Raw genomic sequence first — 12763 nt, 5'->3', positions numbered from 1 at the left:
GAGCGTCAGGGCCGCTGGTCGTTCTCCTCGCAGCAGGCCACCTTGCGCCGTCTCGACAAGGCGTTCGCCGCGTTCTTCCGCCGGGTCACGTCCGGCGAGACGCCCGGGCTACCCGCGTTTCCGTGGGGTGACCTGGTTCGACACGGTGGACTTCCCCAAGGACGGGGACGGCTGCCGGTGGGACTCCACCCCGCACGACCCCGTTACCCGCGTCCGCTTCCAGGGCGTCGGCCACGTGAAGGTCAACCGGCACCGCGCCGTGGCCGGCCGGGTCAAGACCGTGTCGGTCAAGCGCGAGGGCCGTAAGTGGTTTGTGGTGCTCACCACCGAGCAGGACCAGCCGGAGCCGCTGCCCGCGACCGGCTCCGTGGTCGGGATCGACCTGGGCATCGCGAACTTCCTCGCCGACTCCCATGGCGGGTTGTGCCCAGCCCGCGCCATGGCCGCCGGGCCGCCGCGAAGCTCCAGGCAGCGCAGCAGGTCCTGTCCCGGTTCCCGCGCCGCAAGGCGAAGGACCGCACCGCCAGCCACCGGCGCGCGGTGGAGAAGGCCGCCGAACTGCATGGCAAGGTACGGCGTCAGCGGCTCGACCACGCGCACAAGACCGCGCTCGGTCTGGTGCGCGCACACTGAGCCTCCGCCAACTTGAAGTTGCGGGGCATAGGGCTGGTGTGAAGGCCTTCTGGAGTGCTCACGCTGGTCGTGGGCGGCAGTCCACGGAGTAGATCGTCCGTCAGCGGTTGACGCGTGGGTTCCTGCTCGAAGTGGCCGGGCGGCCTTATCCGGTCACAGACTAGGCCGCCGACTTCACAGTCAAGTCACCGCTCGTTGTCGACAGATCCAGGCGGTACGTGCCTGACGGGTCGTTCTTGAACGCTACGTTCTTGTCTCCCTGGGAGTCGTTCGCCGAGATCTGGTACTTGGCAGGTGGTGTGGTGACCGTGAGGTTGCCGCTGGTCGTGCGAGCTTTGATGTTCTGCGGGGTGGCCGTCTGGATCGTCACCTCGCCGTTCGATGTCTGCGTGTCGATGCCGCTGCCCTTGACGTCCTTGACGTCGATGTCACCGTTGGACGTGCGTAGCTTCACAGGGCCCGTGGCGTTGGTCACCGCGATCTCACCGTTGCTTGTGTGTACATCGACCGTGCCGACATCGGTCAGTGTGAGGCCACCGTTGGACGTGCCTCCCGTTACCGGAAGGCCGGCGGGCACTTTGACGATGTAGTCGACGCCGCAGTTCTTGCCGCAGCCGGACAGCACCAGGACGCCGTTCCTGATGCGGAAGGACGTGCCACTCGGCTTGTCACCGCGGTAGTTGACCTTGCGGTGCACGGAGATCGTGGAGGCGTCGGCCGAAGCGTCTACCTTCACATCTCCGTTCCTGTTGTCGAGACGGATTGAGGCGATGCTCTGAGGCACCTTGGCGTCGTCCTCGAAGGTCTTCTGGCTGAGGGCCGAGCACGAGGACAGCCCGCTGACTGTGAGAGCAGCCAAAGTCGCCGCTGTAAGAATGCGCGTCTGTGGGCGTTGCATGAAAGTCCCCCGTGTGAAGCGAGTTGAATCGGTGATCAGTCACCGCGATCCTACGCAGCCGCTTTCCCGCCGCCACTGGGGAAAGCCCCCAATGCCAGGACTGGGCCGTCCTTCGCGGCCGCCGTGGAGGGAGCTTGCGACATACAGCCGGGCTCCACCGGAAGAGGCTGCTGCGACTGGCACGTGGTGCGGCACGCCCCGGACGGCGCGGGACACCATGCCGTAGGGTCGCGCGCGTGACAGGCGACGCAGGTGAAGCGAGCTTCTGGTGGACGGAGTTGCGGGGGTCGGATGGGGTCGAACTCCCGCCCAACGTGCGGGAACGCATGACGTGGTACGAGTGGCATAAGCGGCGGCAGCGGCTCGGCCACTACCTTTCGGAGGCCGTGCTGCTGCTGTTGTCCGCGTCTATACCGGCGTGTGCGGCGGCCGGTGCCTCTGTCACGGTGACAGGAATTCTCGGTGCGTTGGTGGTGGTCTCGGCGGGGCTCCGGCAGCTATTCCGGTGGGGTGAGAACTGGGTACGGGCGAACTCCATGCTGATGGCTCTCCAGGGCGAGCTCGTCAAATGGAGCTGTGGTTCGGCCCCGTACGACGGCGCGGACTCCTCGGCCGTGCTGGCATCGAGAACCGAGGAGCTGGTTCGGTCTGAGGTCGGCGAATGGGCGGAGACACGGCGCTCTGCGCCCCAGCCCCCCGTCGCTGGACCTCCGGCATCGAGCGGGTGAGCACACACTGACGCACCGTGGGAAGCGTCTCAGAACGAAGCGCGCCGCAGGCCCGTACGTGGTACGGCCGGGTGCGAGCCTCGCCGCTGAGGCGACACCAACCCCATGAGACGGCACACCGCCGTGTCTGATAATTGATCTTGTGGTGGGTCGGCGTAACCATCGGCAACGCCCCCTCAACACCCACCGTGCTTCGCGTGCTGTTTAGCCTAGCGCTTTCACGAACGGGGCCGTCCGAGGCTTGATCAAGGGAATCCCGGGATGGCGTTGAACGCCATCCCGGGATTTCGTTGTGCTGTGTCATGCGGGGTCGTAGGAGCGTTCCAGGTTGTGTTGGGTCTCTGGTGTGGCGGCGGGTTCGCCGCGGGTGTTGGAGGCGCGCAGCGCGATGGCTCCGGCTGCCACGAGGCAGAGGGCGCTGACGAGCAGGGCCCGCTGGAATCCGGCGGTGAGTGCCTCCGGGAGCGGGGTGTGGGCGGCCAGCAGCTGGCTGGTGCGGCTGGTCGCGATCCCGCTGAACACCGCCAGGCCGATCGCTGACCCGAGCTGGAAAGAGGCGGTGATCAGGGCCGCGGCCAATCCGGCCTGATCCTCCGGCACGCCCGCGTTCGCGGCCGTCTGCACACCGGCATACAACAGCCCCAGCCCGGCCGCCATGACCACCAGCGGGGCGAGCAGGTTGCCGAGATAGGTGCCGTCCACCGGGATGCGGGAGAGCCACAGGATGCCACCGGCAGCGAGCAGGGCACCGGAGACGATGATCGGACGGGTACCGGTCCGGACGAACATCTTCGTCGCCACGGTCGAGCCGAACCCGATGCCGACGGTCACCGGCAGATAAAAGACCCCGGTCCGCAGTTGTGAGTAGCCCAGGACGTTCTGCATGTACAGCGTGACGAAGAAGAACATCGAGTAGAACCCGGCCCACGCGATCACCTGGGTGGCATCGGCCGCGGCCAGGCCCTTGATCCGGAAGATCGACAGCGGGACCAGCGGATGGGTGCGCCGCTGCTCATTGACCCCGAACGCGGCCATCAGCACCGCCGACGCGGCCAGCCCACCGATGGTGCGTCCCGCACCCCAGCCCTCGTCCGGGGCCTTCACCAAGGTGAAGATCAGCAGCAGCATGCTCGCGGTCACAAGCACCGCGCCGACCGTGTCGAAACCGCCCGGCACCGACCGGCCGTGATCGGCCTTCAGGATCCGGAAGACCCCGAGCAGCACCAACGCGCACAGCGGGAGGTTCACGAAGAACACCCACCGCCAGCCGAGGTCCTGGGTGAGCAGCCCGCCGAAGAACACCCCGACCGTGGCGGCCAGCCCACTGATCCCGGCCCACACGCCCAGCGCCTTGTGCCGGTCGGAGTCCTGGAAGGTGGTGGTCAGGATGGACAGCGCGGCCGGGGACATCATCGCCGCCCCGAAGCCCTGGGCGAGCCGGGCGCCGACCAGCAGCCCCTGGCTGTCGGCCAACCCGCAGGCCAGCGAGGAGGCCGCGAACAGCGCGGTCCCGGCGATCAGCAGCCGCCGCCGCCCCAGCAGGTCCCCGGCCCGACCGCCCAGCAGCAGGAACCCGCCATAGGTGATCAGATAGCCGCTGACCACCCACTGCAGGTTCTGCACCGAGAACCCCAGATGGGTACGGATGGTCGGCAGCGCGACGTTCACGATCGAGCCGTCCACGACGTCCAGGAACGTCACCGCGCACAGCAGCGCCAGCGTGACCTTGCCGCGCCCGGTCGCCAGGAACGACCCCTGCGGCGGCGCCGTCGATGCGGTCATGGCGTCGCTCACGACCCGGCGGCTTCCATCACGGGGCCGACCTCGACCCCGCCGCCGACCCGCAGCACCGGGCAGTCCTTGGCCAGCGCGAGCGCGGAGTCCATGTCCTCGGCGGACACCACCGAGTAGGCGACCATCCGGGAGCCGCTGCCGCCGACCTCGCCGAGCGAGGCGTACCCGGTCACCGCGTTGCCGACGTCCACCAGGGCCGAGCCCAGCCCGGCGAACCAGGCCTGCCACTCGGCCGCCGTCCCGGCGTGGGGCGCGTAGTCGGAGGGCACACGGAAGGAGAAAACGTACTTGGCCATGATCCTTGGTCCTCTTCTGTATCCGGGGCGCGCCCCGGACCGGGGCCGCCTCCAACCGGGTAGACGCCGGCACGGCCGCGAATTGGGCGCGCAGACACCGCCCAATTCGCGGGCCCGGCGGCGTCCTTATCTTTGAGCGAGCCGAACGCGCCCCGCGGAGAGAAGAAGAGCGAGGATGCATGCCGATGCAGACGGACACGACGGACCTGATCGCTCGGGCTCGGGCCGGCGACCACAACGCGTTCCGCGACCTGGTCCAGGGCCACTCCCACGAGTTGCAGGTGCACTGCTACCGCATCCTGGGATCCCTGCAGGACGCCGAGGACGCACTCCAGGAGACCCTCGTGTCCGCCTGGCGTAGCCTGGGCGACTTCGGCCAACGGTCCTCGCTGCGGACCTGGCTGTATCAGATCGCGACCAATCGGTGCCTGAGCATGTTGCGCGCCGGCAGCCGACGCGCCCGCATCGGCCCGCCGCTACCCGAGGCCACCCTGCCCGAACCCCACCGGCGCCGGCGACGCCCCGCCCTGGTTGGAGCCCTACCCCGACGTCCTGCTCGACCACCTCGTCGACCAGCGCCCCGGACCCGAGGCCCGCTACGAGACCACCGAGGCCATCTCCCTGGCCTTCATCACAGCCCTGCAACTGCTGCCCCCACGCCAACGCGCCTCGCTCGTCCTCCGCGACGTCCTGGGCTACCACGCCGCCGAAGTCGCCCAGATGCTCGACACCACCCAGGAAGCCGTGAGCAGCGCCCTCAAACGCGCTCGCGCCACCGTCGACAGCCACCTCGCCGAATCCAGCAGCACCGACTCCAGCAGTACCGGCAGCAGCGGCACCGGCAGCCGCAGGCCTGCACGCCAACCCGACACCGCCGCCGAACACCGGCTCGTCGCCCGACTCACCGACGCCTTGGAACGCGCCGACCTGGACGCCCTGATCAAACTGCTCGTCACCGACGTGAGACTCTCCATGCCCCCGGCCATGCTGGAATACCGCGGCGTCGAATCAGCCCAGCGCTTCTTCACCGCCTCCACCTTCCGCCCCGGTCGCACCTACCGCGTGGTACCCACCCGCGCCAACGGCCAGCCCGCCCTCGGCTTGTACCTGGCAGACCCCCACGCCTGTGTCTACCGCGCCTACGCCCTCTTGGTCATCACCACCGCCGGCGACCACATCACCGCCATCACCGGCTTCAACGCCAACGTCATGACGCGCTTCGGACTACCCCGAACCCTCCCCGAACCAGATTGACAGACTTCTGACGCCACCCTGTTGTCCCAGGCCTGAAGGCAGAGCTCGGATGATTGCCTCAGGCTTCTTCAACGAAGTTCCGACTCGGGACGCCGTGGCGTCGCTGCCACACCGGCGAGCCGGGAACAAGTGCGGGGCGGCCAACCTCGTCGCCCTCGTCCGCGCCGGAGCCCGCTTCGAGCGCGGCCACCTCGTCGAACGCTCCGAGAGCCACGCAGCCTGAACGACCTCGATTCATCCACAGATCTTGACTGCAACTCCCCAGCCCCGCGCGCCGCCCTGGGCAGCAGGGCCGGCGCGTCAGGCCGATGAGTTTGCCGGTTGCCTGAAGTCTTCCTTGTGACATGCCCGCCCCGTCGGCGGATCAGGAAGCGGCGAGTCCCGGTGTCATGGAGGAGAGATGGAGGCCAGGATGCACAATCCGATTCGGCTGTACATGTCGATGTCGCTCGACGGCTACATCGCCGGGGCAGGCGATCGGCCAGGTCAGGAGCTCGGACGCGACGGCGGACGGCTTTTCAACTGGCTCGACGATCGGGAATCCGACGGTCCGAGCGGCCAGGTGTACCGCGAAGCACTGGCGACCGGCGCGGTGATTTCCGGCCGACGGACCTTCGAACTCGCGGGGCGCTGGCAGGGCGACCATCACAACGGCGTGCCGATCCTCGTCCTCACCCACCAGGTGGACGACGGGGACGTGCCACCCGGCCACGCGCGTTTCGTCACCGACGTCGAGGACTGCGCCCGTCAGGCTCGCGCCGCCGCCGGGGACCGGCCGGTCATGGTCCATGGGGCGGGGGCGGCCCAAGCGCTTCTCCGAGCCGGGCAGATGGACGAGATGGAGATCCACCTGGTGCAGGTCCTCCTCGGGGACGGTCGACGACTGTTCGACCACCTCGGTGGTGATCACATCGAACTCGACCTCGTCCGACGGCTCGAGGATCGAGACGTCACGCACCTCCGCTACCGGGTGCGCCGACCCGGGGAGGCCGCATGAAGACGCTCTTCGTCGCCTACCGCGTCACCGATCTGGATCGCTCGCTCGGTTTCTACACCGCCTTGGGCTACGTCGAGCTGGGCAGGGTCGAGGTCGGTGACGGGAGCCGGCTCGTGATCCTCAAGTTCCCCGGCGAACTGGCGGCCTCGCTCGAACTGGTCCATCGTCCCGCCGATGGACGCGTCGACGTGGGCAGCGGAATCGACCACCTCGCGATCCAGGTGGACACGCTGACTGTCACCCTGAAGACGCTGGCCGAAGCCGGTCTGGAGCCGGAGCCTGTCCAGTATCCGGGCGGCCCTCACGGCCCGAAGACGTCGTGGCTCACGGACCCGGACGGTTACCGGATCGAGCTGGTGGAGTGGCCGTTCGGACACCCCGACGGCATCACCGCAGCAGACTTCTCCTGAGGCGGTCACTGTGAGCGGGGTGGCGACGCTCCCCTCCTCCTCGGCCGGGGCGCCCACTACATCGTGATCGTCAAGGGCAACCAGAAGAAGCTGCGCCACCAGCTCAAGTCCCTTCCCTGGAAGGAAATCCCGCTTCAGGGACGCACCCGGGGCATCGACCACGGCCGCTCGGAGATCCGCCGTATCAAGGCCGCCACCGTGAACAGCCTCCTCTTCCCCGGGGGCCCGCCAGGCCGTCCAGATCAAGCGCCGGCGAACTGACCGCACGACGGGCAAGACCACCGTCAAGACGGTCTACGCCGTCACCAGCCTGACCGCCGAGCAGGTCACCGCGGCCCAGCTCACCGAACTCGTCCGCGACCACTGGAAGATCGAGGCCCTGCACCATGTCCGCGACACCACCTTCGCCGAGGACGCCTCTCAGCTGCGGACGGGCAACGCGCCCCGCGCGATGGCCACCTGGCGCAACCTCGCCATCGGAGTCCTCCGCACGGCCGGAGTGAAGAACATCGCGGCCGGCCTCCGCCGTAATGCCCGTGACCCTCGCCGCCCCCTCGCACTCCTCGGCCTCGGATGATCACGAAACGGACGTCACGCGACTACGCCGAAGCCCTGCCGCACAAGCGACTTGGCTTTGCTACCCGGCACTCCAGTCAGCTTGTAGGCGAGGCTGACCTGCAACCGATCATCCGAGCCGCCGTCGTCCCGGGCGATACAGGCTCCCACCGGCGCGGCGCCCACCTGCTCGAGTTTCGGCTTGGGCGACATGTCGTCCACCGCCTGCTGAATGATTTTCTTGGCACGCTTGATTGCCTGTTGCTCGTTTATCGTGCTCTGTTTCGGCGTTGCGGCGCCGTCTCCTTCCTGCTGTGCTCCGCAAGCCGTAACAGCAAGCACCACGGTCAGCAGCAGGCCAATCCACGTCAGGTTGTGCAGCTTCACGGGATTCCTCGGGTCACGATCTCCGCCGTATGATCTGGTATCACCGAAGTCCACCAAGGCGTGTCATCTGAAGAAGCCAACAGCGATGAAGAATGCCCCCAGAGGTATCCAAAAACCGCCCACGAAGCGCAACCTTTTCGGTGTGGCGGTTCCGGCCGTCGGGTTTGTTTGAGTGAAGACGCGAAAGGCGCGTTCAGCAGCCCCGCCGACGTTCGTCGCGAAGAGAATCCCAAACGCGAAGAAAATGATTCCGATCATCACGAAGAACATTGACTCATTCCCCCTCTCACTTTCCCGCAGGAACCATTCGCTCGTACTACGGGGCCTCCGAACCTCCTGGCGAAATCCACATGTCGCACAAAGGTACACGAGCTACTTGGTGCAGTCGAACTTCTTCGTTTCCTGAGGTACGAAGTCATCGATAAATCGCTGCAGCTTCTTGTAGCCGGTCGAAGTGTTCTCAACGCGATCACCGAAAAAATCGACTACGAACGACATGTAGGCAGTGCGCGTGTTACACGTCGCCTGGACTATGGCATGGCTGCTTCCGATCGACGCATAGCCCGGGAACGAGATCTTTCGCCTAGCGGCATGCTTGTATGGGGAACCCACTTTGTTCCAGTCCACCGGATCCGGGGCTCGATCCCAGCGCAATAGATTGACGGCCAAGACGGAATGACCATCCACACTCATAATGCAACTCGCTCCCGGACGTGATTCCAAATCCTCATACTTTTGTTTGAGGCGATCTCCATCTGGGATCAGTGGCGACAAGGAGGATTTCTCAACAGGCACGCGACATAATTTATCCGGAATGGCAAGTTTGCCACTGCTGCAACCTGCCGCCATCCCCGCCGTAGCTGCACACAGGAGGGCCGCAACCCCTTGTCCTATTCTCTTCACTACTGGTCTCCTGCTGTACCGTCTGCCAATTTGTTGCCGTCGTTGGCCGCCGCTGCTATCTGCTTGTACACGCCGTCATCCTAGGGGTATCCAGGGTGGTTTGGGCTCGAAGCCCAGTCAGAGTTGACGGTGTACCACTGCTGCGCGATGGAGTTGAGCTGGTTCCTGCGAAGGTCATATGTCGCCCAACTATCGCTGGTCAGCTTGTCAGCCTGGTGCTGTTGTTCGTCCATGATCCAGGCGCTTGCGACCACGTCGGCTCCACGCTGGGTGATATCGCCACCACCGGGATGAAGTTGAGTAGCGCCCCAGAGGTGTGGTAGCTCCACGCCTTGTCCCAGGTGTAGTCGTGCTGGTCTCCCTTGAGCGCGTTGTACCGAGCTTCCTCCATAAACCCGACCGCATAGCCGGACGAAGTCAAGGTGCCCTCTGGCTTTCTGGGGCGGTCGTGGATTTCGTCCATAATGACGTAGTTCATTCCTTCATGTAGCAGGCCATAGGAATGCTCGCTCTTGGAAATCTGCTTCGTCATCTCCATGACCTGCTTGGCGTCCAAGGTGGGGCCGTGATCCGGATGCCGCTCCTCGAAGCGCGCGAGGGCCGCCTCGAACAGCGGGTACTGGATGGTGGCCGGGAGCATCACCACCAGCAGCCGACCACTGGGCGCCAGCCGGTCGACGAGGCCGCGAAGCGTGTGCGCCGGATCGGCCACGTGATGCACCGACTCCTTCAGCCACATCACATCGAGCTGCTCGTACGGCAGGTGCGTACGTCCTTCGGCGATGTCCTCGGCAGAAGCAACGATTGGCGTCAAGGCGGCCGGAGGCGGCGTCCTGAGCTGCCCGAGCATCGCTTCGGACGGATCAACGCACAGAATGGGATGACGGGGCTGAAGCTGCTTCGCCACTTCCCTGGCGAACAAGCCCGTACCCGAGCCGATGTCGGCGATCCGGTCCGTGGGGCCAAGCCGCAGTACCTCCGTCATCCGGCCGGACATCCAGGGAATGTAGTCCGGACCGTAGACCCAGTGCTCGTCGTACTCGGCCGCCAACTCCTCGTAGTGCCCTCGCGCGTCGCGCCCCTCCACGATCCCCCTCGTGTACCGCCGGTTGTGCCGTACAGGGCACACGGCAGACTTTCGGGGGTATTTGCTCGGCAACAGAGTGTAACAGGAGGTTGGTGGCTGGTGTTCAACGTCCTTACCAGAGCGCACATCTCGTCGCCGTAGGGTGGGACCGCGCACGAAATGTGAACCACCTTTGCCGCACACTCGATCAAAACCAGTAACGGCCTGGCATGGAAGTGCGCGGTTCTCCTGACTACTTGTTGCTCGTTTGGTTGGGACTGCTGCAGCCGTGCCGCTTGGCTGACTGCGCGGCGAAGGACAGGAGCGCCTGGCGCTCTGAGGCGTCGGCCGTGGCGTGGGAGTTGAGGGGTTCCAGCGTGTACAGCGCCGTGCCGGTGGGGCATGACGCGGTGGTCCAGGCCTTGCCGTCGTTGGTGCCGCTGGCGCCGACATAGTCGTACGGGTTGCGCTGGGGGTTATGGCGTGGGGCGTTGGTGTAAGGGCCGTAATAGGCGGCGACGCGGAAGGTCGGTTTGCCCGGCGCGTCGGCCAGTAGGCACTGCTCGATCGGCGACGCGCCGTCTGCCTCAGCTTCGTAGGCGGAAGCGTTGATGCCCGTGCATGTGCCGGTAGCCGTGCCGGCCTGCTTCAGCTCCTCGAACGCGCCGGAGGGTGCGCTGTGCACCGTGTCGGCGTCGGGCATGGGACACCCTTGGTTCTTGGCAGCCTGTTTCAGGGCCCGGGTGACCAGGACGGTCATGCCGTCTCGTCGCTCCTGCACGCTGCCGGTCGAGGTGGCCCGGGTGGCGGTCAGGCTCAGCACCAGGTCGTCGCTCGTCCCCTTCCCGCAGGGCAGGAAGGCGGTGGCGTAAGGTTCGGCGCCACTGCCCGCGGAGACCAGGGCGGGCCATCCGCGGCCCACCGGGACGAGCATCTCAGCGGGGTCCTGGGCGAGGATCCGGTCGGCGTTCAGCTTGATCGACTCCGGGTCCTGGCCACGCTGTACGGAGATCGTCAGGGAAGCCTTCGTGTCACCGGGGTCGTAGGCGCGGCATCCCGCACCGCCGGTGTCCTTGCCGCTGACCCGGTCTGCGCCCAGTGCCTTCTGCATCTCGGCGGCATCGACCAGCCCTCGGCAGGAGTCATCGAGCGCTCTCGCGTCACGCCAGTCGTCGTAGGAGCCGGTGGCGTAGACGATGCCGCCGCCCGCTATCAGAACTGCCGCTACCGAAGCGGCGATGATGGATTTTCTCATCAGGACAGCCCCCGGTGCAGGTCGGCAAGGGCTTGGTTGCGGGCTGAGCCGTAGTGCAAGTTCATGTAGTCCTGCAGGTAGTTCGCGACGGGATCCTTGGTGTAGTCCATACCACGTGTGGTCTCCCACTGCTGGACCAGGTCGAGAGCGCCCTGAGATTTGGCTCCCATCTCCTTGGCCACACCGATGTTGGCGACCTGGTCTGCCTCCGCCTTTACGTCCTTGGACCATTCGTAGGTGGCGCCGTCCACCATGCGTTGTGCTGTGTCTCCGACGCCGGGGATGATCGTAAGGGGTGCGCCTATCGCGTGGTAGGAGTAGCGGGCCACGTCGTCGGCCCACGCCTTGCGGGCGTCGCGGTCGTCGAGGATGACATCGGCTCCGATGGCATTGAAGACGCCAGCCCCCATGCCCACGTCGGCGACCCGGTTCTCCCAGTCCTTGTTGTTGCTGTAGGTCGCGTCGGCGCCAGCGAGCGTGTGGGCGGCCTGGGCTCTTTCGGCGTCGTAGAGGTGGGCGAAGTTCTGCGGGTTGTCGGAGACGCCCCGCAGCACGCGGGTCAGGGAGTCCTGGGAGACGTTGAGGTGACCGCCGTTGGCGTCCTGGAAGACAGAGCCGCCTTCCGTGTATGTGTAACGGGGGTCGTGCGTCAGGGTGTTGTGGGTGTCCGGAGCATAGTCCACCAGGGCCCGGGCGATCGGGTCGCGCAGGTTGGCTGTGATGCTGTCGCCGTTTGTGCCCTGGTCGAGGAGGTTCACTGTCGACTGCATGATGCGCGCTTCGGCCGCGCTGTGCTTGCCGTCGCTTTGCTGGGTCGTGTCCCCGGCGGGGTGACCGGTGGCCCCGGCCTCGATCGCGGCACCGAGCCCGACGCGGTTGTCGCCGTCAGCGGCATCAGGAGCGTTTAGCTCCCGCTCGCCCTGCCACTCAGTGGTGTTGGTGACGTTCCAGTCTCGTTCCTTGAGGAGGTAGTGGAGGCGGTCGTTACTGCCGCCGCCGGAATGCGGGTCGAGGTAGCCGGTGGACGTCTCGGGGTCGCGACCCATGATGCCGAGGGCGCCGTCCACGGGATCGTTCGCGAACCAGGACTTGCCGTTGGTGTGGTCGAAGTTGCCATACAGGTCCCAGACGTCTTTGTCGTGCTTCTCCGCGGTGATCATGTCGTCGGTGACGTCCGCCATGAACTGCGAGGAAGGGTGGTCGCTGCCCTTTTCCATCAAGGTCACGAAGCTCTGGTAACCCCGCACTTGCTGCCCATGCCCCTTGGCGACGGTGTTGGTATTGTCTGCCGCCGCGTCCAGGTCGTACTTCTCCAGCCCCGCCTTCCGCAGACCGTCACGCCAATCGTTGTAGAACGATGCATCTGGAGTCTTCTTCCAGGCAGCGAAGGCTTCCTGGTACGCCTTGGAGCCGTACGTCAGCCGCTTCCCGTCCGGTCCCCTGAAATCGGGAACACTGGTCGCCCCGGACACCGTGTTGGCCAGCCCTTGCTCTAGGAGTTGTCTTCAAATGTCACGCCCACATCAACAGCGATGCGAGGGTGACGGCTGCTTGGTAGGACTCGGCGGTCTTGTCGTAGCGGGTCGC

15 protein-coding genes and 3 pseudogenes are annotated in these 12763 nt (G+C 66.1%); 9 read left to right on the top strand and 9 right to left on the bottom strand.

The features are described 5' to 3' along the window. A pseudogene (locus ACFVWD_RS55220) lies at positions 1-630 on the top strand (RNA-guided endonuclease InsQ/TnpB family protein); the annotation flags it as partial. A 163-nt stretch (positions 631-793) separates the two neighbouring features. On the opposite strand, the gene ACFVWD_RS55215 reads toward ACFVWD_RS55220, so the two are convergent. Next, positions 794-1492, bottom strand: a complete 699-nt coding sequence (locus tag ACFVWD_RS55215) for a DUF4097 domain-containing protein (RefSeq protein WP_389606500.1) — start codon at positions 1490-1492, stop codon at positions 794-796. 365 nt (positions 1493-1857) lie between these two features. Between ACFVWD_RS55215 and ACFVWD_RS55210 the strand changes: the two genes are divergently transcribed. Next, complete coding sequence (locus tag ACFVWD_RS55210; protein WP_389606501.1) at positions 1858-2259, top strand: DUF4231 domain-containing protein; 402 nt, start codon at positions 1858-1860, stop codon at positions 2257-2259. A 300-nt stretch (positions 2260-2559) separates the two neighbouring features. Here the strand turns inward: ACFVWD_RS55210 and ACFVWD_RS55205 are convergent, their stop codons facing one another. Continuing rightward, on the bottom strand, positions 2560-4053 hold the full coding sequence (locus tag ACFVWD_RS55205) for an MFS transporter (protein ID WP_389606498.1): 1494 nt from the start codon (positions 4051-4053) through the stop codon (positions 2560-2562). Further along, positions 4050-4349 (bottom strand): hypothetical protein, encoded by a 300-nt coding sequence (locus ACFVWD_RS55200; protein WP_389606496.1) that lies wholly within the window; start codon positions 4347-4349, stop codon positions 4050-4052. The genes ACFVWD_RS55205 and ACFVWD_RS55200 overlap by 4 nt, the downstream gene beginning before the upstream one ends. A gap of 179 nt (positions 4350-4528) precedes the next feature. On the opposite strand from ACFVWD_RS55200, the pseudogene ACFVWD_RS55195 reads away from it, so the two are divergent. The 7 genes and pseudogenes from ACFVWD_RS55195 to ACFVWD_RS55165 all read left to right on the top strand — a co-directional run. Then, positions 4529-4744: pseudogene (locus ACFVWD_RS55195) on the top strand (sigma factor); the annotation flags it as partial. Between the two features lie 136 nt (positions 4745-4880). Continuing rightward, the gene (locus ACFVWD_RS55190; RefSeq protein WP_389606494.1) at positions 4881-5603 is read left to right on the top strand and encodes a sigma factor-like helix-turn-helix DNA-binding protein; all 723 of its coding nucleotides are present in this window, start codon (positions 4881-4883) and stop codon (positions 5601-5603) included. Between the two features lie 94 nt (positions 5604-5697). Next, complete coding sequence (locus ACFVWD_RS55185; protein WP_389606493.1) at positions 5698-5826, top strand: hypothetical protein; 129 nt, start codon at positions 5698-5700, stop codon at positions 5824-5826. 189 nt (positions 5827-6015) lie between these two features. Next, the gene (locus tag ACFVWD_RS55180; RefSeq protein WP_389606491.1) at positions 6016-6600 is read left to right on the top strand and encodes a dihydrofolate reductase family protein; all 585 of its coding nucleotides are present in this window, start codon (positions 6016-6018) and stop codon (positions 6598-6600) included. Continuing rightward, a complete protein-coding gene (locus ACFVWD_RS55175) occupies positions 6597-7010 on the top strand; it encodes a VOC family protein (protein WP_389606489.1) in 414 nt (137 codons plus the stop codon). The genes ACFVWD_RS55180 and ACFVWD_RS55175 overlap by 4 nt, the downstream gene beginning before the upstream one ends. Before the next feature lie 63 nt (positions 7011-7073). Beyond that, the gene (locus tag ACFVWD_RS55170; protein WP_389606487.1) at positions 7074-7271 is read left to right on the top strand and encodes a hypothetical protein; all 198 of its coding nucleotides are present in this window, start codon (positions 7074-7076) and stop codon (positions 7269-7271) included. Beyond that, positions 7252-7428, top strand: a pseudogene (locus tag ACFVWD_RS55165) (ISAs1 family transposase); the annotation flags it as partial. The gene ACFVWD_RS55170 and the pseudogene ACFVWD_RS55165, both read left to right, overlap by 20 nt. Before the next feature lie 173 nt (positions 7429-7601). Here ACFVWD_RS55165 and ACFVWD_RS55160 read toward each other — a convergent pair. From ACFVWD_RS55160 to ACFVWD_RS55135, 6 genes are all read right to left on the bottom strand, one after another. Next, a complete protein-coding gene (locus tag ACFVWD_RS55160; RefSeq protein WP_389606485.1) occupies positions 7602-7952 on the bottom strand; it encodes a hypothetical protein in 351 nt (116 codons plus the stop codon). A 63-nt stretch (positions 7953-8015) separates the two neighbouring features. After that, positions 8016-8222 (bottom strand): hypothetical protein, encoded by a 207-nt coding sequence (locus ACFVWD_RS55155; RefSeq protein WP_389606484.1) that lies wholly within the window; start codon positions 8220-8222, stop codon positions 8016-8018. A 102-nt stretch (positions 8223-8324) separates the two neighbouring features. Next, complete coding sequence (locus ACFVWD_RS55150; protein WP_389606482.1) at positions 8325-8855, bottom strand: hypothetical protein; 531 nt, start codon at positions 8853-8855, stop codon at positions 8325-8327. A 199-nt stretch (positions 8856-9054) separates the two neighbouring features. Next, the gene (locus tag ACFVWD_RS55145) at positions 9055-9942 is read right to left on the bottom strand and encodes a class I SAM-dependent methyltransferase (protein WP_389606480.1); all 888 of its coding nucleotides are present in this window, start codon (positions 9940-9942) and stop codon (positions 9055-9057) included. A 232-nt stretch (positions 9943-10174) separates the two neighbouring features. Further along, positions 10175-11176, bottom strand: a complete 1002-nt coding sequence (locus ACFVWD_RS55140) for a hypothetical protein (RefSeq protein WP_389606478.1) — start codon at positions 11174-11176, stop codon at positions 10175-10177. Beyond that, the gene (locus tag ACFVWD_RS55135; RefSeq protein WP_389606476.1) at positions 11176-12648 is read right to left on the bottom strand and encodes a hypothetical protein; all 1473 of its coding nucleotides are present in this window, start codon (positions 12646-12648) and stop codon (positions 11176-11178) included. Before ACFVWD_RS55135 ends, ACFVWD_RS55140 begins: the two co-directional genes overlap by 1 nt. Between the last annotated feature and the right edge of the window lie 115 nt (positions 12649-12763).

Origin of the sequence: Streptomyces sp. NPDC058086 (assembly GCF_042885015.1) — a bacterium.
In the GTDB taxonomy this organism is placed as follows: domain Bacteria; phylum Actinomycetota; class Actinomycetes; order Streptomycetales; family Streptomycetaceae; genus Streptomyces.
The sequence above is the reverse complement of the archived record's forward strand: the minus strand, read 5'-3'. Positions and strand labels throughout refer to the sequence as shown.